Below are 25,689 nucleotides of genomic sequence, written 5' to 3'. Positions count from 1 at the left end.
ACGAGCAGGGAGGAGAGCCGGATGGGGTCGCTGGCCGACCGGCAGGCGGCGCTGGTGGCGACGCTGGTGGCCGGGGCACCACTGCCGCCCGGTTTCGATGACCGGCTGGTCGGGGTGGCCCGCTCGGCGCTGCTCCGCAAGCGTGCCGGGGAGGTGGCCCGGCACTGGCCGATGCTCGCCGCCACTCTCCAGGACCGCTGGCTCCCGGTCTTCGCCGACTGGGCTGCCGTCCGACCCACCCGGGGCGGGCTGCGGGACGGCTGGGACCTGGCCCGGCAGCTCGCCGCCGCGGGCGACCTGCCGACGGCGGCGGCCGAGGAACTGGCCGTCCGCGAGGCCGGCTGGCGGTACGACGGCACGACCGCGCCCCGGCGCCGGAGGTGGCCGGCGCTGCGGCACGCCGGCCGCACGTGGGTGCTCCAGGTCGCCGGTCGGGTCTGGACGCTGCCGCTGCACCGCCGGTAGGGCGATGATCCGTTCCGCGGCGGCGGGGCATAGGATCGCGTTCATGGACCTCGGACTCGCGGACCGGGTATACGTCCTGACGGGCGCGTCGCGAGGCCTGGGCCTCGCCACCGCCGAGTGCCTCGTCGCCGAGGGCGCCCGGGTGGTGCTCTCGAGCCGGGACGGCGATCGGGCGGCCGCGGCCGCGGCTCGACTCGGTGCCGACCGGGCGGTCGGGATCGCCGCCGACCTCGCCGATCCGGAGACGGCAACCCGGCTGGTCGAGACCGCGCGGGAGCGGTTCGGCCGGCTCGACGGGGCGCTCGTCTCGGTCGGCGGACCGCCACCGGGCAGTGCCGCCCAGGCCACCGACGCGCAGTGGCGCGACTCCTTCGAGACGGTGTTCCTCGGTACGGTCCGGGTCGTCCGAACCGTCGCCGCCGGGCTCACCGAGGGCGGGGCGATCGGGTTGGTCCTCTCGACCTCGGTCCGAACCCCGATCCCCGGACTCGGTGTCTCCAACGGCCTACGGCCGGGCCTGGCGGGAGTGGCGAAGGAGCTGGCCGACGAGTACGGCCCCCGCGGCGTCCGGGTGGTGAGCCTGCTCCCGGGGCGGATTCTCACCGACCGCAACCGGGAGCTCTTCGCCGCCACCGGCGACCCGGAGCGGGCCCGGGCCGCCGCCGAGGCGGCGATCCCGCTGCGCCGGATCGGCGAGCCGGCCGAGTTCGGCCGGGTGGCGGCGTTCGTCCTCTCCCCCGCCGCCGGATACCTGACCGGGATCGCCATCCCGGTCGACGGCGGTGCGCTGCGCATGTTCTGACCCCGGAGAGGTGTACGCATGTCGATGAACTTCGCCGCACTGGCGACCATCGTCGCGGGTGGTGTCTGCTGCCTGGCGGTGGTGACCGGGGTGGTCCTCCTGGTGGTCTGGGCGGTCCGGCGCAGCCGGCAGACGTGAGCGGGTCGGCACCGCGCCCGGCCGGGTTCCGGCCGACGCCGGCCCAGGTGGCGGCGGCGGTCGACCGGTTGCTGCCCGATCTGATCGGGCCCGGCCTGGACGTGCTGTTCTGCGGCATCAACCCCGGGCTCTACTCGGCGGCGACCGGCTGGCACTTCGCCCGCCCCGGCAACCGGTTCTGGCCGGCGCTGCACCGAAGTGGCTTCACCCCGCGCCAGCTCCACCCCTCGGAGCAGGCGGAGCTGCTCCGGTACGGCCTGGGCGTCACCAACCTGGCACCCCGGGCCAGCGCCCGGGCCGACGAGCTGACCCGGGACGAACTTGTGCGGGGCGGGCGGGAGCTGGTCCGCAAGGTGGAACGGTACCGGCCGCGGTGGGTGGCGGTGCTGGGCGTCACCGCGTACCGGATCGCCTTCGAGCGGCGTACCGCCAGGCTCGGCCGGCAGACGGAGTCGCTGGGTGGGGCCGGGCTGTGGGTGCTGCCGAACCCGAGCGGGCTCAACGCCCACGTCACGGTCGCCGGGCTGGCCGCCGAGTTCGCGGCGCTACGGGCGGCCGTGGCGGCCGAGCGGGCCGGGTCACCCGACCCGTCGCTGCCCACCCAGTCCGGGTCGTAGCGCGCGGGGAACCGGGTGGTGCGCGGCCCGCGGCGGGCGTCGGGGCAGGTCGGACCGGATCCGCCGCCGGCTCACGCCGGAGCGTCGTCGGGGCGGGGCAGGGTGCTCACCGTTCGGCGCCGATCGCCTCGGCGTAGGGGGTTGGCGAGTCGGCGACCGCGAACTGGGTCCGGTACAGCTCGGCGTAGAGCCCGCCGACCGCCACCAGCTCGTCGTGCCGGCCCCGCTCGACGATCCGTCCGCCGTCGAGCACCAGGATCTGGTCGGCCTCCCGGATGGTGGAGAGCCGGTGCGCGATGACCAGCGCGGTACGTCCCCGCAGCGCCACCGCCAGGGCGCGTTGCACCGCCGCCTCGGACTCGGAGTCCAGGTGCGCCGTCGCCTCGTCGAGGATGACGATCGGCGGGGCCTTGAGCAGCAGCCGGGCGATGGCGATCCGCTGCTTCTCGCCACCGGAGAAGCGGTACCCGCGCTCGCCGACGACCGTCTCCAGCCCGTCGGGCAGCCCGCGGACCAGCTCCTCGATCTGGGCTCCGCGCAGCGCCGCCCAGAGCTCGTCGTCGGTGGCGTCCGGCTTGGCGTACCGGAGGTTCTCCGCGATGGTCTCGTGGAACAGGTGCGAGTCCTGGGTGACGACCCCGATGGCGTCGCGCAGCGAGTCGAGCGTGGCGTCCCGGACGTCGACCCCACCGACCCGGACCTCACCGGCCGTCACGTCGTAGATCCGGGAGACCAGCATCGAGATCGTGGACTTGCCGGCCCCGGAGGGGCCGACCAGGGCCACCATCTGCCCCGGTTCCACCGTGAACGAGACACCCCGCAGTACCGGCTCCGAGACCGTCCGGTCCAGGGCCGCGACGTCCTCCAGGGAGGCGAGCGACACCTCGGCGGCGGTCGGGTACCGGAACCAGACGTCCCGGAACTCGAGCCGCCCGGCGCCGCGCGGCACCGGCACCGCACCGGGCTTCTCAGCGATGGCCGGGGTGAGGTCGAGCACCTCGAAGACCCGGTCGAACGAGACCAGCGCGCTCATCACGTCGACCCGGACGTTGGAGAGCGCGGTCAGCGGGCCGTAGAGACGGGTGAGCAGCAGGGCCAGCGTGACGACCGTGCCGGCACTGACGGCGCCGCGTACCGCGAGCCAGCCGCCGAGCCCGTAGGTGAGGGCCTGGGCCAGCGAGGCGACCAGCAGCATCGCGACGAAGAACGTCCGCGAGTACATCGCCGACTGGATGCCGATGTCCCGCACCCGCTCGGCCCGTTCGGCGAAGCGTCGCGCCTCGGCGTCGGGCCGCCCGAACAGCTTCACCAGCAGCGCCCCGGCGACCCCGAACCGCTCCGTCATGGTGGCGTTCATCTTCGCGTCGAGGTCGTACGACTCCCGGGTGATCTCCGCCAGCCGGCGCCCGACCCGACGGGCCGGGATGACGAAGATCGGCAGCAGGACCAGCGACAGGACGGTGATCTGCCAGGAGAGCGTGAACATCACCGCGGCGGTCAGGATCAGCTGGATGATGTTGCTGACCACTCCGGAGAGGGTGCTGGTGAAGGCGCGCTGCGCGCCGATCACGTCGTTGTTGAGCCGGCTCACCAGGGCACCGGTCTGGGTTCGGCTGAAGAACTGCAGCGGCATCCGCTGGACGTGGTCGTAGACCCGGGTGCGGAGGTCGAGGATGATCCCCTCGCCGATCCGGGCCGAGTACCAGCGCTGGGCGAGTGAGAGCAGGGCGTCCAGCACGGCCAGGGCGGCGATCGCCAGGGCCAGCAGGACGACCAGCCGGCCCGCGTCCGGGCCGCCCCGGGAGATGGCGTTGACGACGTCGCCGGCCAGCACCGGCGTGGCGACGCCGATGACCGCGCCCAGCACGACGGTGACCAGGAACACCACGATGTCCCGCCGGTACGGGCGGGCGAACTCGACGACCCGTCGCACGCTGCGCCGGCTGACCCGGTGCGCGGTGACCTCGTCGCGGTGGCGCAACGCGCGCAGCATGCTCCACCCGCCCATGCTGCCGGCGGATCCCATCGGGTTGACCACGCACGACCTCCCACTCTCCGACGACTACGACAACGGGAGTGGCGGTCGGGATCTTCCCCGAACGTACGTTCGCCCGCGTGGCGGAAGCCGCCCCCGCCCGCCGAGACCGGAGTCGCACGGACGCCGTCTGGCGTCCGCCTCCACCCTATTCACCCAGTCCGACAAGATCACGGATGCGTCGGGTCTGCGCCTCCCGCTCGGCCCGCTGCTGCGCGGCCGGGGTACGTCCGGCCGCCCCGGCCAGCAGCGCCTTGATCTCCACCACCGCGTTTCGGTCGCTGGCGAGGATCGCCGCGGTCAGGTCCCGGACGGCCGCGTCGAGGTCGGTACGGGGCACGACCAGGGTTGCCAGGCCGAGCCGCTCTGCCTCGGCCGCGTCGATCCGCCGGCCGGTGACGCAGAGTTCCAGCGCGCGGGCGTACCCGACGAGCTCCACCAGCCGGTGCGTCCCAGCGAGGTCGGGGACCAGGCCGAGCGTCACCTCGGACATGGAAAACGTCGTGTCGTCGGCCAACACCCGCAGATCACAGGCGAGCGCGAGTTGGAAACCGGCGCCGACGGCGTGACCCTGCACCGCCGCGATCGAGATCAGGTCGGGCCGGTGCAGCCAGGTGAATCCTTCCTGGAACTCCGCGAGGCGTGCGGCGCACTCCTCCGGGGTGAGCGCGGCCAACTCGGCCAGCAGGCCGGGGGGCTGGGTTCCGCCCGCCCGGCCCGGGCCGGTGACCGCCGAGAGGTCGAGCCCCGCGGAAAAGGCCCGGCCCTCGCCTCGCACCACGACAACCCGCACGTCTCCCGGCAGCTGACGGGAGAACTCTCGCATCGCCCGCCACATCTCGGGCGTCTGCGCGTTGAGTACGTCGGGCCGGCACAACGTCAGTGTCGCGACCGGCCCGTCGCAATTCAGTCGTACGCCAGCGGTCACGAATGAATCCACCGCCGGATGGGTCCGGACCAGGCTGCTGCGCGGGTCACGCCTTCTTCCGACGGCGCGCGCCGCCGCGCTGACGGAGCTGTACACCGGACTCGGTGAGCACCCGGTGGATGAACCCGTAGGAACGGCCGGTCGAGGCCGCCAGGGCGCGGATGCTTTCGCCGGAGGTATACCGCTTGACCAGGTCCTTGGCGAGCGTCTGGCGCTCGGCCCCGACGATCCGGCGACCCTTCTCAGTGCTGGTGGCTGTGCCAGTGGCTGCCATGTTGATTCCTCACGTCCCAGACTGTGCGGTTCGATACGGTCCCACCTATTAGACCGCCTCGAACGATCATGCGCTAGATATCAACTCTTCGCCAACCGACACGCACAGCAGTGTCAGTTTCCCGATTGAGTGATTGCGCCCGCGGCCGGGTCCACGACGCGGTCCGGGCCGGGTTCGTGCCGTCCACCGGTCCGGTGTTTCCGCCCGTCAGTCGCCTTTCGGCTCGCGCTCGGCCATGAATCCTTCCGCCGTTCGGAGCGCCGGCGTAACCAACTGTCGAGTTCCGTCCGCCGACTGGCAACTTTTTGCCCTAGCCGGCCACCTTCCCACCGCCACTCGGATTCAGACCTGTGGATACCACGGAATGGTGGCACCGCGTACGCCGACGCCTGTGGCGGATCAACTCGCCACCGTGCCGGCCGCCCCGGCAACCGTCGCGGCCACCCCCGTCGACGACATTGACGTACTGACGGTGCTCTTCGTCTCCTCGCGCGGCGTCGGGCGTCCACATGGCTGGCAGATCGTCGTCGGTCGGTGCCTCGGAATCGGCGTGCCGGTCGCCGCCAGCGTCATGGCCGCCCGGCCGGTCGGCCGTGACGGGGGTGGCCCGATGGCGGTGGGGTCAGGCCAGCTCGACGAGTTCGAGCAGGTCGTCGCTCCAGGCGTCCTCGTCACCGTCGGGCAGCAGGATCGCCCGGTCCGGCTTGAGCGCCGTCACCGCCCCCGGATCGTGCGTGACCAGCACGATCGCCCCGGGGTAGCGAGCGATGGCGTCGAGCACCTGCTCCCGGCTCATCGGGTCGAGGTTGTTGGTCGGCTCGTCCAGCAGCAGCACGTTCGCCCCGGAGCAGACCAGCATGGCGAGCGCCAGCCGGGTCTTCTCCCCGCCGGAGAGCACCCCGGCCGGCTTGTCCACGTCGTCGCCGAAGAAGAGGAACGCGCCGAGGATCTTGCGCAGGTCGGTGTCGGACTGCTCGGGAGCGGCGCTGCGCATGTGGTCGAGGACGCTCCGCTCCACGTCCAGCGTCTCGTGCTCCTGGGCGTAGTAGCCCAGCCGCAGTCCGTGCCCCGGCCGGACCTCCCCGGTGTCCGGTTCGAGCAGGCCGGCGAGGATCCGCAGCAGCGTCGTCTTGCCGGCGCCGTTCAGCCCGAGGATCGCCACCCGGGAGCCGCGGTCGACCGCCACGTTGACGTCGGTGAAGATCTCCAGCGAGCCGTACGACTTCGACAGCCCGGTGGCGGTCAGTGGGGTCTTGCCACACGGCGCCGGGTTCGGGAACCGGACCTTGGCCACCTTGTCGGCGACGCGTTCCTCCTCCAGCCCGGCGAGGAGCCGCTCGGCCCGCCGGACCATGTTCTGCGCGGCGACGGCCTTGGTCGCCTTCGCCCGCATCTTGTCCGCCTGGGCCAGCAGCGCCCCCGCCTTCCTCTCGGCATTGGCCCGCTCCCGGCGGCGGCGCCGCTCGTCGGTCTCCCGCTGTTCCAGATACGTCTTCCAGCCGACGTTGTAGACGTCCACCACCGATCGGGTGGCGTCCAGGAACCAGACCTTGTTGACCACCGCCTCCAGCAGGCCGGCGTCGTGGCTGATCACGACCAGACCGCCCTTGTGCCCGGCGAGGAAGCCACGCAGCCAGGTGATCGAGTCGGCGTCGAGGTGGTTGGTCGGCTCGTCCAGCAGCAGGATTCCGCCGCCGTTCGCCGCCGCGTCCCGAAACAGGATCCGGGCCAGTTCGACCCGGCGGCGCTGCCCGCCGGAGAGGGTCCCGATGGGCTGCCCGAGGACCCGGTCCGGCAGGCCGAGGTTGGCGCAGATCCGGGCCGCCTCGGCCTCGGCGGCGTACCCGCCGAGCGAGGCGAACTGGTCTTCGAGAGCGCCGTACCGGCGGACCAGCTTCTCGTCCGTCGCGCCGTCGGCGAGCCGCTGCTCGAGCTCCTTCATCTGCGCCATCAGCACGTCGAGGCCGCGGGCGGAGAGGACCCGGTCCCGGGCCGTGACCTCGAGGTCGCCGGTCCGGGGATCCTGCGGCAGGTAGCCGACCGGGCCACGCCGGTCGATCTGCCCGGCGTACGGCTGAGCCTCGCCGGCCAGTACCTTCAGGGTGGTGGTCTTGCCGGCCCCGTTGCGGCCGACCAGGCCGATCCGGTCGCCGGGCTGGACCCGCAGCGTGGTGTCGGAGAGCAGGATCCGGGCGCCGGCACGAAGCTCCAGACCGGTGGCAGTGATCATTTCGACGAACTCGCTCTCGGGATTGAAGGCTGACTCAGGGCACACGAACAAGCCGGCGGGCCGGAGGCTCCGTCGGCTCGGGGCGTGTCAGCCTTCGCAGAGCAGCACGAAGCCGAGTGTACCGGGTCGGGTGATGCCCTCGCCCGCGGAATACGGGTCAAGATCGCTGAGCGTTCCCGGTCGCACCCGGGTGGGTGTACGGGGAGCGCACGCCGGCGCGACACCGTCACGTCGTCCAGGACGAGGTCGGCCCGGCGGCGGCCCGGACCTGCTGCTGCGCGCCGGTGGCGAGGCGGGGCCGACTCCGCTCTCGGCCCGCTCGGGGAGCAGCCCGGTACGCGGGGCGGCGCCGGGCTCAGGACTCGGGGCCGGGTGGCGCCGGGTCGCGGACCAGGACCGGGACCGCCCGGGCGGCGGCGACGGCGTCGACCAGGACCGCGTACCGGGGCTCGGGGACGTCGAGCACCCGCTCGGCCCGCAACGTCGCCAGCGGTGCCAGCCGCCGATCGGCCAGGATCGCCTCCAGGGTGCGCCGGTCACCACCGGTCACCAGCGCGGCGAGCGTACCGGCCTCGGGCAGCAGCAGCCGGACGACCAGATCCGCCGCGTCACCCGCGGCGGCCTTCGCCTGGTTCTCCCGGCGGCGGGCGAACCGCTGCTGGGACCAGCCGCCAGCGGCGGTTCGGCTCTGCACGTACCGCGTCTCCACCTTGGAGGCGACGAGCCGCTCACCGTCGGCGATCCCGACCGCGACGGCGCCGCGGCGGGCCAGCAGCAGGCCGAGCCGGCGCGGCTGCTCGGCCGCGGCCAGGAAGCCGGGCAGGTCGCGAGCGGCCGGCGCCCCCGGCGGCGGGTACAGGAGGGCGACGGCACCATCCGGCGCCGTCAGCCGCAGCCCGTCCGCTCCGGGGCGCACCTCCGGCGCCCCGTGCCGGGTCGCGAAGGTGTCGAGCCACCGGGCCAGGCGGGCCGGCGGCACCTCCACCCACCGGCCGCCGCCGGCGGCGGGACGACTACGCACGCCGTGACGGTACGGCACCGCCGGCTCAGCCCCGTCACAGGCCCGCCCGATCGCCCCTGACCGCCGCGCACAGGGGGCGAGCAGCGGCGGTCAGGGGCGCGGCGACGCCCGGGGGGACGGCGTCGACGGGCAGGTCTCAGGAGCAGAACTCGCGCCAGGCGGCCAGCCCGGCGGGGTCGCGGAGCCGGTAGTCACCGGTCGACCAGGCGTGGTCGAACCAGAGGTTCCACAGTGAGCCGTGGGTCACCAGGTAGTCGTTCATCGCCCGGATCCAGGCGGCCCGGCGGGTCCCGTCGTCGCCGGCGGCGATGTGGCTGCCGAGCTCGGCCACGCCGAACGGCAGCCCGACCGACGTGTTGGCCGCAACCACCGGATCGAGCAGGCTCGCCGGGGTCAGGTACTCCCCCTTGGCCGCGGTGCTGTCGTAGTTGTAGACATCCCAGGCGAGGACGTCGAGCACACCGTCGCCCGGGTAGTAGTCCCGCCAGTTGCGGCCGGAGGCCGGGACCAGGGTCCACTGCATCAGCACCATCGTGGCGTGCAGCCGCGGGTTCCCGGCCTCGTCGGCCAGCCCCGCGAGCCGCCGCCAGGCCGCGCGGTACTCCGCGGCGGTGAACTCGCCGTCGCGGATGTTGTCCTCCGGCTCGTGGTAGTAGACCCAGTAGATGTCCCGGTCGCGCGGTGCGGAGGCGAACCACTGCCGCAGCTGCGCGTCGTGCGTGCCGGCCGCGTAATCGCGGGCGTTGCCCTTGAAGGAGACCACCAGCGGCCGGTTCCCGACGTCGAGCGGGCCGGGCCAGGCCGGCGGCAGGCCGCCGTGGAAGAACCGCACCGCGTCCAGCCCGTTGAACAGGCTGTCCTCGCGGGCGAGCGCGGCGGCCCAGGTCTCGCCGTTCTCCCGGGCGAAGGAGGCACCGCAGCGGGTGCCGCCGGTTGGGGCGTACGACACCACGAGCCGCGGCGCGTCAACGCCGTACTCGCGGGAGTGGAAGACGCCGGCGGACTGCGCGGTCGGGTTGGTCACCGCGAACGACACGGAGCCGCCGGCCGGGAGCGCCGACGTGACATCGAAGGCGACCGCGGGGGTGCCCTGCGCGGGAACCGCGGCGGTGGCCAGCACGGCGCCGGTTCCGGGCCGGGTCGCGTACGTCATCGCCTCGGACCAGCCCGACCCGGCCACCGCGCGCAGTTCCAACGCCGCCGGCTGCTGGGTCAGCTTCTGGAACGTCAGCTCCAGCCGCGCCGCCGCGATCCGCTGGCCCGGCGGGGGCGTCGGCGTCGGAAAGCGGAGGTAGATCTCCGAGTGCCACGGGGTGGACCAGTTCGAGGCGGCGAGCTTCGTCGCCGAGCCGTACGCCGTCTGCGGTGCCTCGCGCACGACGTAGGTGTCGGCCTCGACCGGGACCGTCACCTCGGCGGAGACAGCGGCGGAGCCGGGCGGTGCGGGTGCCGCGGTGGCATCGGCGTGTGCCGGGGTGGCGGAGGACAGGACCAGGCCCAGCGCGGTGAGGGTGGCCAGGCCCGGCCACCACGGGCGGGTGGGCAGGGCGGGTGAGGGCAACGAGCGCTCCTGCGCGGTCGACGGCATGCCACCCCACGGCGGCGGGACGACGACAGCTTGGCCCGGCCGCCGCACATTTTCCGCACAGCGGCGACGGCGGCACGGGCGATGACGGTCGGGTCGGTGGGGCGCGGCACCCCGCCCCCGTGCCTCCCGTCGCCACGGTGGCCGGCCACCCGAACCCACCCGGGACCACGGCGTACGCCGTGCCGGCGCGGCACCGCCGACTCAGCTCAACAGCATGCCGACGGCGAGCGCCGTGATCAGCGCGCTGGACGCGAGCGCGGTGACGAGTCTGCCCCGCGGCCCGCTCAGCATCCGACCGAGCAGCGAACCACCGGTCGCGACCAGCAACTGCCAGCTCGCCGAGGCGGCGAAGACGGCGAGGACGAAGAGCACCTCCGCGGTCGCCGGCCACGCGGCGCCCGTGCGCCGGCCAAGCACCAGCGCGGCGAAGTAGAGGATCGTCATCGGGTTGAGCAGGGTCAGCGCCAGCAGGCCGGCGTAGGCGCGGGCCGGGGTGTCGAGACCGCGATCGGTGCGGGCGGCGCGACCGGGATCGTGCCGGTGCCGGATGGCGCCGACCGCGCCGGTGACGGCGATGAGCAGCAGGACGGCCACGGCGATCACGCGCAGCGGTCCGGCGACCGACTCGATCAGGCCGGAGAGCGCGGCACCACCGAGGACCGCGACGGCCGCGTAGAGCCCGTCGGCGGTGGCGACCCCGAGCGCGGCGGCGGCACCGACCCGGATCGAGGTTCGGGCGGTCAGCCCGAGGACGAGAATCGCGATGGCACCGACCGGCACGGCCACGCCGTAACCGGCGAGCAGGCCGGCGACCAGCGCCTCGGTCACCGGAATGGCACAGCGGCCGGACCCGACGTGGTAAACCGGCGCTGTCGCCGCGCCGGGGTGGCGACGGCGGCGGGGCGGGTCCACGGCTCCGAGGCATTCACGAGCGACAGTCTGGCGCAGACGCACCGGCCGGGCCATCGAATTACCCGCGCCCGTTCCGCCCCTGCTCCCGACGCCGCGACGGACGATGACGCCCGGCAGAACCATCTCACCCACCGGCCGGTGATTCCGGCGACCAGTAAGCATTCCCGGAACGTCCGAAGTAGCGATCGACGCGAATGTCCAGAGCAGCCCTTGAGGTCATGTGGGCTGTTCAGACGACACTGTGGATCACGTTCGATTGACCAGGAGGTGGTGGCAATGACCCTCGTCAAGATCGGCATCGCCCGGCTCCTCCGGCTCGACCGCATGGCCGGCCGGTACCCGTGGCGCCACTGACCCGAGCTCCGTACGCCGGCGGTGACCGGGACGGGCCACCCGACCGTCACCGCCGGCACCGGCGCACCAGCCGGCCAGCCCAGCCGTACGCCCGCCGAACCAACCGGCGTCAACCGAGCGTGAGGGGGTCGGGTGTCAGACAAGCAGGCCACCGTGCCACACCACGTCGACGCGTCCCGCGAACACCGCCGACCGCCCGGCCCACCCGGACGCTTCCTGCTCGGCAACACCTGGGACTACGAGCGGGACCGGATCGGGTTCCTCCGCGACTGCCAGCGGCGCTACGGCGACGTCTTCAGCTTCAACCGCACCACCATGGTCCTGCTCGACCCCGAGCTCGTCCACGAACTGTTCGCCCGCACCAACACCGACTTCGGAGCCGAGGTGCCGATCTTCCGGGGCGTACCGCCGGAGGCCGGCGCCGCGGTGACACCGGTGGCGATGGCGGGCCGCCGCAAGGGCTGGCGGGGCATCAACCGTACGGCGGTGAGCGCCCACGCCGAGCGGCTGCTGAGCCGCTTCCACGAGGCGCTCCGTCCGGTCGCCGGCACGCCGGTCGACGTGCTGGCCCTGATGAAGGCGTTCTCGGTGCGGGCGGTCACCGACTACTGCCTCGGGCCGGCGGCCGAGGACGCGGCCCGGGCCGTGGAACGCGCCGCCGCCGCGACGGCGGTCCTGATGAACAGCACGGTGTCGCTGCCGCGTTGGCTGCCGGTGCCCCGGGTCCGCCGGGCGCTCCGCACCGAGCGCGACCTGCGGGAGATACTGCTACACCACACCCGCGCACGGCGACGGCGCGGCGCGGCCGACCCGCCGGAGGACCTGCTCGACACCCTGCTGGACCCGACCGGGACGGAGATCAGCGACACGGTGGTGGTGGATGCGCTCACCGTGCTGCTGCGGGCCTCGCACGGCGTACCGGGCGCCACCCTCACCTGGGCGATCGCCGTACTCGCCCGGCACCCCGAGATCGCCGAACGGCTCCGCGCCGAGGCGGCCGGGCTGGACACCGCCCGAAGCGTCGCGGACCTGCCCTACACGGAGGCGTTCGTCAAGGAACTGCTCCGGGCGTACCCGCCGACCTGGCTACTCGGCCGGGAGGTCCGTACCGACACCGTGCTCGGCGACTGGCACCTGCGCCCGGGTGACCAGGTGATGGTGCCGGTCTACCTGATTCACCGGGACCGGCGGTGGTGGACCGATCCGGAGCGGATCTGGCCGGACCGCTGGCTGACGAAGGAGTTGCCGCACGCCCGGTACGCCTACCTGCCCTTCGGCGCCGGGCCGCGCATCTGCCTCGGCAACCACCTGGGCATGCTCCAGCTCGTCCTGGCGGTCTCCGCACTGGTCCGCGACTACACGGTCGAGGTCGTCAACCTTGACGCGGCACCGCTGACCCCGTACGCGCTGCTGGTGCCGGACGGGCTGCGGGCCCGGATCACCCCGGTCGCCGGCTGAGCCGGACCCGCGGCGCCACCCGATCGCCGGGCCGAGCCGGACCCGCGGCACCACTCAGACGTTGAAGCCGAGGGCGCGGAGCTGTTCACGACCCTCGTCGGTGATCTTGTCCGGGCCCCACGGCGGCAGCCACACCCAGTTGATCCGGAAGTCGGAGACGATCCCGCCCCCCGGACCGCCGGTCAGCGCCGCCCGTGCCTGCTCCTCGATGACGTCGGTCAGCGGGCAGGCCGCCGACGTCAACGTCATGTCCAGGGTCGCCACGTTGTTGTCGTCGACGTGGATGCCGTAGACCAGCCCCAGGTCCACCACGTTGATCCCCAGCTCCGGGTCGACGACGTCCTTCATCGCCTCCTCGATGTCGGCGATCGCCGCCTTGCTGGTCGACCCGGTCGGCGCGGCCGCCGACTCCTGCTGGTCCGTCACGCCGTCTTCACCTCGCTCCGTTCGGTCCCGCTGTTGGCCTCGACCACCACCCCGGCGCGGGCGGCGGCGTCCTTGAACGCCATCCAGGGCAGCAGCGCGCACTTCACCCGGGCCGGGTAGCGGGCGACGCCGGCGAAGGCCACCGCGTCACCCAGCAGTTCCTCGTCCGGGGTCACCTGGCCCCGGCCCGACATCAGCTCGACGAAGGCGGCGTGCACCACCGAGATCTCGTCGGTGTCCCGGCCGGTGAGCAGCTCGTGCAGGACGCTTGCCGACGCCTGGCTGATCGAGCAGCCCATCCCGTCGTACGAGACGTCCCTCAGCACGCCGGCCTCCAGGTCGACCCGGATCGTCACCTCGTCGCCGCAGGTCGGGTTGACGTGGTGCGCCTCGGCCGTGTATGGCTCCCGCAGTCCCCGCCCGTGCGGGTGCTTGTAGTGGTCCAGGATGATCTCCTGGTAGAGCTGGTCGACCTGCATCACCCGAACACCTTCCGTACCTGTTCCAGCCCGCGCACCAGGGCGTCGACCTCGCTGGTCGTGGTGTACAGGTAGAACGACGCGCGCGTGGTCGCCGGTACGCCGAACCGGACGCAGACCGGCCGCGCGCAGTGGTGGCCGACCCGCACCTCGACGCCCTGGGCGTCGAGGATCTGCCCGACGTCGTGCGGGTGGACGCCCTCCATCGCGAACGAGATCGTGCCGCCCCGACCGACCGGCACCCGGGGGCCGAAGATCCGCAGCCCGGGGACGGTCTCCAGGGCGTCCAGGGCGTACGCGGTCAGCTCCTTCTCGTGCCACTGGATCGCCCGCATGCCGATCCCGGAGAGGTAGTCCACCGCCGCGCCGAGCGCCACCGCCTCCGCGATCGGCGGGGTACCGGCCTCGAACCGGGCCGGTGGCGGCGCGAAGGTGCTCCCCGTCATCGCCACCGTCTCGATCATCGAGCCCCCGCCGAGGAACGGGGGCATCGCGGCGAGCAGCTCGCTGCGGCCCCAGAGCACTCCGATGCCGGTCGGGCCGCACATCTTGTGCCCGGTGAACGCGATGAAGTCCGCGTCCAGGTCGACCACGTCGACGGGCAGGTGGGGCACCGACTGCGAGCAGTCGAGCAGCAGCAGGGCGCCGACCTGCCGGACCCGTTCGGTGATGCGTGCGGTGGCGTTGACCGTGCCGAGGATGTTGGACATGTGCACGAGCGAGACCAGCTTGGTCCGCTCGTTGACCAGCTCCTCGAGGTTCGACTCGTCGAGCCGGCCGCCGTCGGTGATCCCGAACCACCGCAGCGTGGCACCGGTCCGCTCGCAGAGCAGCTGCCACGGCACGATGTTCGAGTGGTGCTCCATCTCGGAGATCACGATCTCGTCGCCGGGACCGATCCGGAACCGCTCGTCCGGTGCGCCGCGGCCGGCGGAGGCCGCGCCGCCGACCGAGGCGCTCAGGAAGGCGTACGCGACCAGGTTGATCGCCTCGGTCGAGTTCTTGGTGAAGACCACCTCGTCCGGGCTCGGGGCGTTGATGAACGTCGCCACCTTCGCCCGGGCCCCCTCGTACGCCTCGGTCGCCTCGGTTCCGACGGTGTGCACGGAGCGCGCGACGTTGCCGTTGTGCCGCTCGTAGTGCTCCCGCAGCACGTCGAGCACCTGCCGCGGCTTCTGCGACGTGTTCGCGCTGTCGAGGTAGACCATCGGGTGGCCGTTGACCTCGCGTTCCAGCATCGGGAAGTCCGCGCGCACCGCCTGCACGTCGTACCGCGGCACATCCTCGTACTGTGGCATCCCGGACGGGATCGCGATCGTGGTCATCTCGGCGCTGCCCTTCTCTCGGCCGTTCCGGTCAGGCCCGGGCCGAGCCGGCGCCGGCGACGTACCGCTCGTAGCCCTCGTCCTCGAGCTTCTCCGCCAGCTCCGGGCCGCCCTGCTCGACGATCCGCCCGCCGACGAAGACGTGCACGAAGTCGGGCTTGATGTAGCGCAGGATCCGGGTGTAGTGGGTGATCAGCAGCAGGCCGGTCCGCCCGGTCTCCCGGACCCGGTTGACGCCCTCGCTCACCACCCGCAGCGCGTCGATGTCGAGCCCGGAGTCGGTCTCGTCGAGGATCGCCACCTTCGGCCTGAGCAGTTCGAGCTGGACGATCTCGTGCCGCTTCTTCTCACCACCCGAGAAGCCCTCGTTGACGTTGCGCTGGGCGAACGACGGGTCCATCTGCAGCCGCTCCATGGCGGCGCGCAGCTCACCGGCCCAGGTCCGCAGCTTCGGGGCCTCGCCGTCGATGGCGGTCTTGGCGGTACGCAGGAAGTTCGCCACCGAGACCCCGGGGACCTCGACCGGGTACTGCATGGCGAGGAAGAGCCCGGCCCGGGCCCGCTCGTCGACCGACATCGAGAGCACGTCGGCGCCGTCCAGAGTCACCGAGCCGCCGGTGATCTCGTACTTCGGGTGGCCGGCGATCGAGTAGGCCAGGGTCGACTTCCCCGAGCCGTTGGGTCCCATGATCGCGTGGGTCTCACCCGCCCGCACGGTGAGGTCGACCCCGGCCAGGATCGGCTTCAGCTCGCCCTCGGGCAGCCTGACCGACACCTGCAGGTCACGGATCTCCAGAACGCTCATGGTGCGGTAACTCCATTACTCGGCGTGAGACTCAGGTAGATGTCGCCGTCGCGGATCTCGACGGGGTAGACGGGTACGGGTTCGGTGGCGGGCAGCCCGGTCGGCTGGCCGGTCCGCAGGTCGAAGCGGGATCCGTGCAGCCAGCACTCCAGGGTGCAGCCGTCGACCTCGCCCTCGGAGAGCGCGACCGCGGCGTGCGAACACTCGTCGCGGATCGCGTAGAAGTTGCCGTCCTCGGCGTGCACGACCGCGATCTCGGTCCCCTCGACCTCGGCGGAGATCGCGGTGCCCTTCGGGACGTCCTCGGTGGAGCAGATCCGGATCATCGCGCGCCCGCCCTGGCTGCCACGTCCTCGCCGGCGGGGGTCGCCAGCGCGGTGTTCGCCAACCGGGTCTCGATCTGCGCGCCGAGCCGGTCGCGCAGCTCCTCGACCGGGATCTTGTTCAGCAGCTCGGCGAAGAATCCGCGGACCACCAGCCGGCGCGCCTCGTCCTCCGGGATGCCCCGGGCCATCAGGTAGAAGAGCTGCTCGTCGTCGAAGCGGCCGGTCGCGCTGGCGTGCCCGGCCCCGGCCACCTCGCCGGTCTCGATCTCCAGGTTCGGTACGGAGTCGGCCCGGGCGCCGTCGGTGAGGACCAGGTTGCGGTTGATCTCGTACGTGTCGGTGCCGGTGGCCGCGGCCCGGATCAGCACGTCGCCCACCCAGACGGTGTGCGCGCCGGTGCCCTGCAACGCCCCCCGGTATCCGACGTAGCTGCGGCAGTCCGGCACGCTGTGGTCGACCAGCTGGCGGTGCTCCAGGTGCTGGCCCGCGTCGGCGAAGTAGAGGCCATACAGCTCCGCCTCGCCGCCCCGGTCGGTGTACGCGACGCTGGTGTACTGCCGAACCAGGTCCCCGCCGAGGGTGACCTGCACGTGCGTCACCGTGGCGTCCCGGCCCAGCCGCAGCTTGAGGTGCTGCGCCTGGATGGCGTCCCGCGCCCAGTCGGCGACGGTGACCAGGGTGAGCCGTGCCCCCTCGGCGACGGCAACCTCCACGTTGTCGGCGAGCGTGGCACTGCCGGCCTGGTCGAGGACCACCGTCGCCTCGGCGAGCGGCTGGACGTCCAGCAGGACGTGCTGGTACGCGACGCCGTCGCCCTGCCCGCGTACCTCGATCGTGACCAGGTCGGTCAGGGTCGCCCCCCGGGGCACGGTGACCACCAGCGCCGTGTCGAACCCGCCCCACGCCTGGGCGCTGAGCCGGTCGAACGGCACGAGGACCTGACCGAGCCGGGGATCGTCCCTCTTCACCCACTCGGCGGTGACCCCGTCGGGCGCCGAGACCTGCGTGACGACCTGCCCGACCGGCGTCGGGGCGGCGTCGAGCAGCGGACGCAGCCGCTTGAGGGGCGTGAACCGCCACTCCTCCTCCTGCCCGGTGAGGGCCGGGAAGTCGGCGACGTCGTACGAGCGGAGCGCCTGCGCCTTGGTCAGCGGCGCGGCCGGCGTCGCGGGCGCGAATGCTTCGGTAGTCATCTCTTCCTTGGTCTTGTCTCGCGAGGTCCGGGACGGGTTCGGGGTCGGGCGGATTCGCCGGGGGGCGGATCAGCCGACCGCGCCCTCCATCTGCAGCTCGATCAGCCGGTTGAGCTCGAGCGCGTACTCCATCGGCAGTTCCTTGGCGATCGGCTCGATGAAGCCGCGCACGATCATCGCCATCGCCTCGTCCTCGCTCAGCCCCCGGCTCATCAGGTAGAAGAGCTGGTCCTCGCTGACCTTGGAGACGGTCGCCTCGTGCCCCATCGCCACGTCGTCCTCGCGGATGTCGACGTACGGGTAGGTGTCGGAGCGGGAGATGGTGTCGACCAGCAGCGCGTCGCACTTGACGGTGGACTTGCTGTGGTGCGCGCCCTCCAGCACCTGCACCAGCCCCCGGTACGACGTCCGGCCACCGCCGCGGGCGATCGACTTGGAGACGATCGTGGAGGAGGTGTGCGGCGCGGCGTGCACCATCTTGGCGCCGGCGTCCTGGTGCTGGCCCTCGCCGGCCATCGCGACCGAGAGCACCTCGCCCTTGGCGTGCTCGCCGGTCATGTAGACCGCCGGGTACTTCATGGTGACCTTGGAGCCGATGTTGCCGTCGATCCACTCCATGGTCGCGCCCTCGTGGCAGACGGCCCGCTTGGTGACCAGGTTGTAGACGTTGTTCGACCAGTTCTGGATGGTCGTGTAGCGGCAGCGCGCGTTCTTCTTGACGATGATCTCGACAACCGCGCTGTGCAGCGAGTCGGAGGAGTAGATCGGCGCGGTGCAGCCCTCGACGTAGTGCACGTACGCGCCCTCGTCGACGATGATCAGCGTCCGCTCGAACTGGCCCATGTTCTCCGTGTTGATCCGGAAGTACGCCTGCAGCGGGATCTCCACGTGCACGCCCTTCGGCACGTAGATGAACGAGCCGCCGGACCAGACGGAGGTGTTGAGCGCGGCGAACTTGTTGTCGCCGACCGGGATCACCGTGCCGAAGTACTCCTTGAAGAGCTCCTCGTGTTCCTTGAGCGCGGTGTCGGTGTCGAGGAAGATGACGCCCTGCTCCTCCAGGTCCTCGCGGATCTTGTGGTAGACCACCTCGGACTCGTACTGGGCGGCGACCCCGGCGACCAGGCGCTGCTTCTCCGCCTCCGGGATGCCCAGCCGGTCGTAGGTGTTCCTGATGTCCTGGGGCAGGTCGTCCCAGCTCGTGGCCTGCTTCTCGGTCGAGCGGACGAAGTACTTGATGTTGTCGAAGTCGATCCCGCTGAGGTCGGCCCCCCAGGCCGGCAGCGGCTTGCGCTCGAAGAGCCGCAGCCCCTTGAGCCGCAGGTCGAGCATCCAGGAGGGCTCGTTCTTCTTGGCGGAGATGTCCCGCACCACCGCCTCGCTGAGGCCGCGTGGCGCGGTCGCGCCGGCCGCGTCCGGGTCGGCCCAGCCGTACTCGTAGCGGCCCAGGGCGGCGAGCTGCTCCTCCTGCGTCATGGGCTGGACGATCTGCTCGGTCATGTATCAGTCCTCACACTGCTGACGGAAGGGTTCGGCTGGGCAGGGATGTGCGTGGTGCACACCCCGTCGCCGTGGGCGATGGTGGCCAGGCGTTGCACGTGGGTGCCGACCAGGCGGGAGATGACCGCCGTCTCGGCCTCGCACAGCTGGGGAAACTCCGCGGCCACCTCGGCCACCGGACAGTGGTGCTGGCACAGCTGGCCGCCGGAGGCGATCGTGGACGCGTTGGCAGCGTAACCTTCCGCGGTCAGCGCCCCGGCGAGTGCCTCGGCCCTGGCCAGCGGATCGTCGCCGGCGCCCTCCATGGCGGCCCGGCACCGGGCCTCGAGCGCGGCGACCTGCTCGGCGGCGAACGCCCCGACCGCGTCCTCGCCGCAGTGCCGGGCGATCCAGCGCAGCGCGGCGGTGGCCATCCCGTCGTAGGTGTGGGTGCCGCAGCGCCGCCGACCGGACTCGGTGAGCCGGAATACCCGGGCGGGTCGTCCCCGGCCGCGGTGCCCGCGGACGACCTGGTCGCGGGCGACCACGTCGCCGTCGGCGAGCATCGCGTCGAGGTGTCGCCGGATCGCCGCCGGGCTGAGCCCCAGCTCCGCGCCGAGTTGGGCGGCGGTGGCGGCGCCGCGCTCCAGCAGGAGTTGGGTCACCCGGTCCCGGGTGGGGCGGGCGTCCTGGCCGGCGGACCTGGCGGACACACCGGCTGAACGGGTGACCCGTCCGGTCACCCGCCTGCGCTCGGAGTACGCCGCCAGGTTTTTCACTACGCCAACGTTACGTATTTCGTCCATGGTCCGCAAACCGGTGTCCCGGTGATCCCGGCCACCGGAGGGCGGACGCGACGTCCGCCATGATCACATTTGCACGTACGATGTCTGACGTGAGCCGATTTGGCGAATTTCCCGGCAAACCCGCCCTATCGCGACTGGCGCTCGCCTCCGTGGTGGCGAACGTCCTTATCGTCGGCACCGGCGGGGCGGTCCGGCTGACCAAGTCCGGCCTCGGCTGCCCCACCTGGCCCCGCTGCACCGACGAGTCGTACACGACCACCCCGGAAATGGGGATCCACGGGGTGATCGAATTCGGCAACCGGCTCCTCACCTTCGTCCTCGCCGCCATCGTGATCGCCGGGGTGATCGCCGCCTGGCAGCAGCGCCCCCGCCGCCGGTCGCTGGTGGCACTCGCCGTCGCCGCGGCGTTCGGCATCCCGGCACAGGCGGTGATCGGTGGCATCACCGTCCTCACCAACCTCAACCCGTGGGTGGTCGGGCTGCACTTCCTCGCCTCGATGGCGGTGATCGCGGCGGCGTACGCGTTCTGGCGGGCGGCCCGGGAACCGGACGGACCGACCCGGCCGACCGTCCCCGGACCCCTCCGGGCGCTGGCCGGCCTCACCGTCGGCGTCACCGGGCTGGTGCTGCTGGTCGGCACCTGGGTGACCGGCAGCGGACCCCACTCCGGCGACTCCGGCGCGGCCCGCAACGGCCTGGACCCGGAGTCCATCTCGCAGGTCCACGCCGACACCGTCTTCCTGCTGCTCGGCCTCTCCGTCGCGCTCTGGTTCGCGCTGCGCGCCGTCGCCGCGCCGCCCCCCGCGATCCGCGCTGCCGGGCTGCTGGTCCTGGCCGAGCTGGGCCAGGGCGTGATCGGTTTCGCCCAGTACTTCACCGGACTGCCGGTGGCGCTGGTCGGCGCCCACATGGTCGGCTCCTGTCTGGTCTGGCTGGCCGCCCTCGCGGTGTTCTGGTCGACCCGGGAGCGGCAGCCGGCCGCCGCCCCGACCTCGTCCGCCACGCCGCACCCGGCCGACGCCCTCGGGCCGGTCCCCGCGGCCCCCTGAGCCCTCGCGACCCGCACATCCCCGGCCCGCGGGTCGACGGTGACGCCACCGGCCGCACGGGGTTTGCCGTTCGCGGATCCCGGCAGTCCTTGGCCGTACACGGATCTCCGCGGTCCGGACGGCCCCGCCGGCGGCCCGGTCGGGTGCCCGGAGACCGGATCGGCCTCCGAGGCACGCCGGGCGGGCCACGGGTCAGGCGAGACGGGCGAGGATCGCGGTGGCGAGACGCTCGGCGGCGCCGGGATCCTGAGCCAGGAAGAGCGACGGCTCGGTCAGCTCCACCTCGACGAGCACCGGGGACCCGTCCGGACCGGGAATCAGGTCGACCCGGGCGTAGAGCGGACACTCCGGGCCGGCGGGCAGCGCGGCGAGCACCCGCTCGGCGACGGCCAGCTCCGACTCGGACGGGGTGCGCGGCGAAATCCGCTCGGGCCGGAAGAGCCCGGCATCGGTGCCGTGGTCCGGGCCGTCGAGCATCGCACCCTTGCGGATCGCGTGGCTGAACGCGGGACCGTCCGGCCCGGCGAAGAAGACCAGGCCGGTCTCCCCAGCCGTCTCCACCGCGCTCAGGTACGGCTGCACCATGACGTCCCGGCCGGCCGCCTGGAGTCGCGCGACGTGCGCGACGGCGAGGCGCCGGTGTTCGGGGTCGGCCAGGTCGTACCGGCCGGCGTCGCGGCTCCCGGCGCCGACGACGGGCTTGATGACGTACTGGCCGGTGGCGGGTGGCTCCCAGGAGGTCGCGGGGTCGAGCCACTCCGTCGGCACGGTCGGTACCCCGGCGGCGGCGAGTTCCCGCAGGTACCGCTTGTCGGTGTTCCACCGGACGAGGTCCGCCGGGTTGGCCAGCCCGGGCACCGTGGCCGCCCAGGCGACGAACTCGGCCCGCCGCAGCGGGTAGTCCCACGGCGAGCGGAGCACCGCGAGCCGGTAGCCCGCCCAGTCCACCGTCGGGTCGTCCCAGACCACGGCGTCGACCGGGACGCCGCGGTCGGCGAGCGCCGTCCGCAGCAGCCGGTCGTCCGGGTCGAGGTTGGGCAGGTCGGCGCAGGTAACGAGAGCGACCCGGGAAAAGCCCCGGGTCGCGCGGATATCAAACGAGGTTGTCACCGGGCCAAACTACGTCGTGCCATGGACCGCCACAGATCGTTGCTCGGCCGCATCTGGTCCATCAGCTCCCGCTCCCATTCGTTCTCCACGGCCACCCCCGCTTTGGCGCAGGCCTGGCGCGCGACGTCGGTACCGGGCGCGAACTGATCGGCCCACGCCCCGTCCTCCCCGACCAGGACGATCCGGGCGCCGCGCTTCCCGACGTACTCGATGACCGCCTTCGCGCCGCCGTGACCGGCCGCGAACGCCTTGATGCTGGCGACCAGACCGCTGGGGGTCTGACCCGCGACATCACCGGTCCGCGTCGTATCGGAACCATCTGCCATAACGCGCAGCCTAAGCAGAACCGGCCCGACGCGCGGCGCGGCTGGCAATTTTTTGTGATGCCAATTACGGCGAGGTTTCACCCCTTGCCGTGGTCTGTTGGACCCATTTTTCGGACTATAGCCAGGCAAATTAATCGGTGAATTCACGTTTGAATCATGCAAAAAAGGACAAACAGGGACAGATCGGGCGGAAGGAGCTAAAGGAGCGCGTCAACCGCGACCGCGGCGAAGAGGATCGTGAGGTACGTGACCGACCAGTGGAACAGTCGCATGGGCTTCGGCGCCTCGCCCCGCTCGGTCCGCCGGTACAGCCGGTGCGCCTCGACCAGGAAGAACGCGCCGGAGACCACCGCCACCACACCGTAGATCGGCCCCATCCAGAGCGGCCAGACCAGCACCGAGGCCAAGACCGTCAGCCAGGTGTAGAGAACGATCTCCCGGTTGACCCGGCGCAGCGACGCCACCACCGGCAGCATCGGGATGCCGGCCCGGGCGTAGTCGTCCCTGAATTTGATCGCCAGGGTGTAGAAGTGCGGCAGCTGCCAGAAGAAGACCACCGCGAACAGCGCCCAGGCCAGCGCCGACAGCGACCCGGTGACCGCGGCCCAGCCGATCAGCACCGGTGCGGACCCGCAGATGCCGCCCCAGAACGTGTTCTGCGCGGTGGTCCGCTTCAGCCACAGCGTGTAGACGAGGTCGTAGTAGGCGATGGCGCCGAGGGTGAGCCCGGTGGCGAGCCAGTTGGTGAACGCGGCCATCAGACCCACCGAGACCACGGCCAGGACGAGACCGAAGATCAGCGCGCTACGCGGCGTCACCGTGTGCGTCGGCAGCGGTCGCCGCCGGGTCCGCTTCATCACCTGGTCGATGTCGCGGTCGATGTAGCAGTTGAGCGCGTTCGCCGCCCCCGCCGCCAGCGAACCGCCGACCAGCACGACCGCGACCAGCCACAGCGGCGGTAGCCCGTCGGCCGCGAGCATCATCGTCGGCACCGTGGTGATGAGCAGCAGCTCCACGATGCGCGGCTTGGTCAGCGCGACGTACGCCCGGACCCGGGCGGCGACGGCACCGCGCCACGACGCCTTCGGCTCGGCTACCCCCTCGACAGCACCGGTCGCGGGGCGCTCGGTGATCATGCTCACGGATTGCCACCTTCCGGCGTCGGCGCGAAGAAAGCAGTATCGGACACGAACCAGGGGCCGACCGGCTCGGGTCGGCACACCGACCGACAGCCTACGCGCCGTCGTTTCCGCTGCCCGGGCGACCCTTGGTCGGTGCGGACGATCACATCGATGGCGAAGCCGCTCACTCGTGCCCTGATCCGGGGCTTCAGTTTCGGAACCGGTCGCTAGGGTCAACAGGTGAGGGTTACACCCATCTGCCGAGGGAGCACACACGATCGTGGCTGACAACCGACCCGCGCAGTCCGCACTCACCTGGTCCGAGCTCGACCAGCGCGCCGTCGACACCGCCCGCGTGCTGGCCATGGACGCGGTGGAGAAGGCCGGCAACGGCCATCCAGGTACGGCGATGAGTCTCGCGCCCGTTGCCTACCTGCTGTTCCAACGCGTCCTGCGGCACGACCCGAGCGACCCGGACTGGACCGGACGCGACCGTTTCGTCCTGTCCGCCGGCCACACCAGCCTCACGCTCTACATCCAGCTCTACCTCAGCGGCTACGGGCTGGGGCTGAGCGACCTGAAGGCGCTGCGTCAGTGGGGCTCGCTGACCCCCGGGCACCCCGAGCACGGCCACACCCGGGGCGTCGAGACCACCACCGGCCCGCTCGGCCAGGGCCTGGGCAACGCCGTCGGGATGGCGATGGCGGCCCGCCGGGAGCGGGGCCTGCTCGACCCGGACGCCGCGCCCGGCACCTCCCCGTTCGACCACCACATCTGGTGCCTCGTCTCGGACGGCGACATCGAGGAGGGGATCAGCCACGAGGCGAGCGCCCTCGCCGGGCACCAGAAGCTCGGCAACCTGATCGTGATCTACGACGACAACGAGATCTCGATCGAGGACGACACCCGGATCGCCAAGAGTGAGGACGTCGTCGCGCGGTACGCGGCGTACGGCTGGCACACCCAGACCGTCGACTGGCGGACCGGCGACCCGGACGCCGGCCACGAGTACCACGAGGACATCGAGGCGCTCTACGCCGCGCTGCTGGCCGCCAAGGCCGAGACCGGCCGGCCCTCCTTCATCGCGCTGCGCACCATCATCGGCTGGCCCGCCCCCACCAAGCAGAACACCGGCAAGATCCACGGCTCGGCGCTCGGTGCCGACGAGGTCGCCGCGACCAAGAAGCTGCTCGGCTTCGACCCGGCGCAGCACTTCGCGGTCGACGACGAGGTCCTGGCCCACGCCCGCCAGGTGATGGAGCGGGGCCGGGCGGCGCGCACCGAGTGGGAGACCGCGTACCAGGCCTGGGCGCAGGCCAACCCGGAGCGCAAGGCGCTGCACGACCGGCTCGCCAGCCGTACGCTGCCGAACGGCTGGACCGATGTGCTGCCGCAGTGGCCGGCGGACGACAAGGGAATCGCGACCCGGGCCGCCTCCGGCAAGGTGCTCCAGGCGCTCGCCCCGGTCCTCCCCGAGCTCTGGGGCGGCTCCGCCGACCTGGCCGAGAGCAACAACACCACCATGGAGGGCGAGCCGTCCTTCATCCCCGCCGAGTTCGCCACCAAGGCGTTCCCCGGTCACGAGTACGGCCGCAACCTGCACTTCGGGATCCGTGAGCACGCCATGGGCGCGATCCTCAACGGGATCGCGCTACACGGCGGCACCCGCCCCTACGGCGGCACCTTCCTGGTCTTCAGCGACTACATGCGGCCCTCGGTGCGGCTCGCCGCACTGATGAAGCTGCCGGTGATCTACGTCTGGACCCACGACTCGATCGGGCTCGGCGAGGACGGGCCGACCCACCAGCCGGTCGAGCACCTGAGCGCGCTGCGCGCCATTCCCGGCCTGGACGTGATCCGGCCGGCGGACGCCAACGAGACCGCCTGGGCCTGGCGGGGGGCGCTGGAGCACACCGACCGGCCCGCCGCGCTGGCGCTGAGCCGGCAGCCGCTGCCGATCCTCGACCGCACCAATCTGGCCAGCGCAGAGGGTGTGCTCAAGGGCGGCTACGTTCTCGCCGAGGCCTCCAACGGGCAGCCGAAGGTGATCCTCATCGGCAGCGGTTCCGAGGTGCAGCTCTGCCTCACCGCCCGGGAGCGGCTGGAGGCGGAGGGGACCCCGACCCGGGTCGTCTCCATGCCGTGCCAGGAGTGGTTCCGGGCCCAGGACGCGGCGTACCGGGAGTCGGTGCTGCCCCGCGACGTCCGGGCCCGGGTCAGCGTCGAGGCCGGCGTCGCGATGTCCTGGCGCGACCTGATCGGGGACCACGGCGAGGCGGTCAGCCTGGAACACTACGGCGCGAGCGCGCCGCACAAGGTGCTGTTCGAGCAGTTCGGATTCACGCCCGACCGGATCGTGGCGGCCGCCCACGCCTCGCTCAGCCGGGTCGGGCAGATCACCGGGTCCACCACGGGCAACTGA

Annotated in this window: 24 protein-coding genes; 6 read left to right on the top strand and 18 right to left on the bottom strand. The window is 72.3% G+C overall.

The genetic code is table 11. The features are described from left to right. Positions 1-21: 21 nt before the first annotated feature. The 3 genes from EF879_RS19905 (at position 22) to mug (ending at position 2,022) form a co-directional block, all read left to right on the top strand. Positions 22-465, top strand: coding sequence for a hypothetical protein (locus tag EF879_RS19905; protein WP_123560876.1), 444 nt, complete (start codon positions 22-24; stop codon positions 463-465). A 43-nt stretch (positions 466-508) separates the two neighbouring features. Then, positions 509-1,267, top strand: a complete 759-nt coding sequence (locus tag EF879_RS19900) for an SDR family oxidoreductase (protein WP_123560874.1) — start codon at positions 509-511, stop codon at positions 1,265-1,267. A 134-nt stretch (positions 1,268-1,401) separates the two neighbouring features. After that, positions 1,402-2,022, top strand: a complete 621-nt coding sequence (gene mug, locus EF879_RS19895; protein ID WP_233604606.1) for a G/U mismatch-specific DNA glycosylase — start codon at positions 1,402-1,404, stop codon at positions 2,020-2,022. 106 nt (positions 2,023-2,128) lie between these two features. On the opposite strand, the gene EF879_RS19890 is transcribed toward mug, so the two are convergent. The 7 genes from EF879_RS19890 to EF879_RS19860 all read right to left on the bottom strand — a co-directional run bounded on the left by EF879_RS19890 (position 2,129) and on the right by EF879_RS19860 (position 10,926). Further along, on the bottom strand, positions 2,129-4,048 hold the full coding sequence (locus tag EF879_RS19890) for an ABC transporter ATP-binding protein (protein WP_233604635.1): 1,920 nt from the start codon (positions 4,046-4,048) through the stop codon (positions 2,129-2,131). Positions 4,049-4,205: 157 nt separating this feature from the next. Further along, on the bottom strand, positions 4,206-4,985 hold the full coding sequence (locus tag EF879_RS19885) for an enoyl-CoA hydratase/isomerase family protein (RefSeq protein ID WP_123560872.1): 780 nt from the start codon (positions 4,983-4,985) through the stop codon (positions 4,206-4,208). A 46-nt stretch (positions 4,986-5,031) separates the two neighbouring features. Further along, entirely contained in the window at positions 5,032-5,259 is a 228-nt protein-coding gene (locus EF879_RS19880; protein WP_007462679.1) for a helix-turn-helix domain-containing protein, read from the bottom strand. 622 nt (positions 5,260-5,881) lie between these two features. Continuing rightward, entirely contained in the window at positions 5,882-7,489 is a 1,608-nt protein-coding gene (locus EF879_RS19875; RefSeq protein WP_123560870.1) for an ABC-F family ATP-binding cassette domain-containing protein, read from the bottom strand. 355 nt (positions 7,490-7,844) lie between these two features. Next, on the bottom strand, positions 7,845-8,510 hold the full coding sequence (locus tag EF879_RS19870; protein WP_123561250.1) for an acVLRF1 family peptidyl-tRNA hydrolase: 666 nt from the start codon (positions 8,508-8,510) through the stop codon (positions 7,845-7,847). A 136-nt stretch (positions 8,511-8,646) separates the two neighbouring features. Next, entirely contained in the window at positions 8,647-10,098 is a 1,452-nt protein-coding gene (locus EF879_RS19865; RefSeq protein ID WP_123560868.1) for a DNRLRE domain-containing protein, read from the bottom strand. Between the two features lie 201 nt (positions 10,099-10,299). After that, entirely contained in the window at positions 10,300-10,926 is a 627-nt protein-coding gene (locus EF879_RS19860; protein ID WP_233604605.1) for a LysE family transporter, read from the bottom strand. Between the two features lie 570 nt (positions 10,927-11,496). Between EF879_RS19860 and EF879_RS19855 the strand changes: the two genes are divergently transcribed. After that, entirely contained in the window at positions 11,497-12,822 is a 1,326-nt protein-coding gene (locus tag EF879_RS19855; protein WP_123560864.1) for a cytochrome P450, read from the top strand. 54 nt (positions 12,823-12,876) lie between these two features. Here EF879_RS19855 and EF879_RS27735 read toward each other — a convergent pair whose 3' ends face one another. From EF879_RS27735 to EF879_RS19815, 8 genes are all read right to left on the bottom strand, one after another. Continuing rightward, the gene (locus tag EF879_RS27735; protein WP_233604604.1) at positions 12,877-13,248 is read right to left on the bottom strand and encodes a metal-sulfur cluster assembly factor; all 372 of its coding nucleotides are present in this window, start codon (positions 13,246-13,248) and stop codon (positions 12,877-12,879) included. Then, a complete protein-coding gene (sufU, locus tag EF879_RS19845; RefSeq protein WP_123560862.1) occupies positions 13,245-13,727 on the bottom strand; it encodes a Fe-S cluster assembly sulfur transfer protein SufU in 483 nt (160 codons plus the stop codon). The genes EF879_RS27735 and sufU overlap by 4 nt, the downstream gene beginning before the upstream one ends. Continuing rightward, a complete protein-coding gene (locus EF879_RS19840; protein WP_123560860.1) occupies positions 13,727-15,052 on the bottom strand; it encodes a cysteine desulfurase in 1,326 nt (441 codons plus the stop codon). Before EF879_RS19840 ends, sufU begins: the two co-directional genes overlap by 1 nt. 31 nt (positions 15,053-15,083) lie before the next feature. Further along, entirely contained in the window at positions 15,084-15,857 is a 774-nt protein-coding gene (sufC, locus tag EF879_RS19835; RefSeq protein WP_123560858.1) for a Fe-S cluster assembly ATPase SufC, read from the bottom strand. Next, positions 15,854-16,183, bottom strand: a complete 330-nt coding sequence (locus EF879_RS19830) for a non-heme iron oxygenase ferredoxin subunit (protein WP_123560856.1) — start codon at positions 16,181-16,183, stop codon at positions 15,854-15,856. The genes sufC and EF879_RS19830 overlap by 4 nt, the downstream gene beginning before the upstream one ends. Further along, positions 16,180-17,376, bottom strand: a complete 1,197-nt coding sequence (gene sufD / locus EF879_RS19825; protein ID WP_123560854.1) for a Fe-S cluster assembly protein SufD — start codon at positions 17,374-17,376, stop codon at positions 16,180-16,182. Before sufD ends, EF879_RS19830 begins: the two co-directional genes overlap by 4 nt. A gap of 69 nt (positions 17,377-17,445) precedes the next feature. After that, the gene (gene sufB, locus EF879_RS19820) at positions 17,446-18,876 is read right to left on the bottom strand and encodes a Fe-S cluster assembly protein SufB (RefSeq protein ID WP_123560852.1); all 1,431 of its coding nucleotides are present in this window, start codon (positions 18,874-18,876) and stop codon (positions 17,446-17,448) included. Beyond that, positions 18,873-19,634, bottom strand: coding sequence for a helix-turn-helix transcriptional regulator (locus tag EF879_RS19815; protein WP_370375532.1), 762 nt, complete (start codon positions 19,632-19,634; stop codon positions 18,873-18,875). Before EF879_RS19815 ends, sufB begins: the two co-directional genes overlap by 4 nt. 107 nt (positions 19,635-19,741) lie before the next feature. On the opposite strand from EF879_RS19815, the gene EF879_RS19810 reads away from it, so the two are divergent. Continuing rightward, positions 19,742-20,710 carry a heme A synthase gene (locus EF879_RS19810; RefSeq protein ID WP_123560848.1) on the top strand — a complete coding sequence of 323 codons (969 nt, stop codon included), beginning with the start codon at positions 19,742-19,744 and terminating at the stop codon, positions 20,708-20,710. Positions 20,711-20,902: 192 nt separating this feature from the next. Here EF879_RS19810 and EF879_RS19805 read toward each other — a convergent pair whose 3' ends face one another. From EF879_RS19805 to EF879_RS19795, 3 genes are all read right to left on the bottom strand, one after another. Then, positions 20,903-21,820, bottom strand: a complete 918-nt coding sequence (locus tag EF879_RS19805) for a RimK family alpha-L-glutamate ligase (RefSeq protein ID WP_233604601.1) — start codon at positions 21,818-21,820, stop codon at positions 20,903-20,905. Next, the gene (locus tag EF879_RS19800; protein ID WP_123560846.1) at positions 21,817-22,146 is read right to left on the bottom strand and encodes a hypothetical protein; all 330 of its coding nucleotides are present in this window, start codon (positions 22,144-22,146) and stop codon (positions 21,817-21,819) included. Before EF879_RS19800 ends, EF879_RS19805 begins: the two co-directional genes overlap by 4 nt. 197 nt (positions 22,147-22,343) lie before the next feature. Then, complete coding sequence (locus EF879_RS19795; RefSeq protein ID WP_233604600.1) at positions 22,344-23,288, bottom strand: heme o synthase; 945 nt, start codon at positions 23,286-23,288, stop codon at positions 22,344-22,346. A gap of 259 nt (positions 23,289-23,547) precedes the next feature. On the opposite strand from EF879_RS19795, the gene tkt reads away from it, so the two are divergent. Beyond that, complete coding sequence (tkt, locus tag EF879_RS19790; protein WP_123560843.1) at positions 23,548-25,689, top strand: transketolase; 2,142 nt, start codon at positions 23,548-23,550, stop codon at positions 25,687-25,689.

It is taken from the genome of Micromonospora sp. HM5-17 (genome assembly GCF_003762835.1).
Lineage (GTDB): Bacteria > Actinomycetota > Actinomycetes > Mycobacteriales > Micromonosporaceae > Plantactinospora.
The sequence above is the reverse complement of the archived record's forward strand: the minus strand, read 5'-3'. Positions and strand labels throughout refer to the sequence as shown.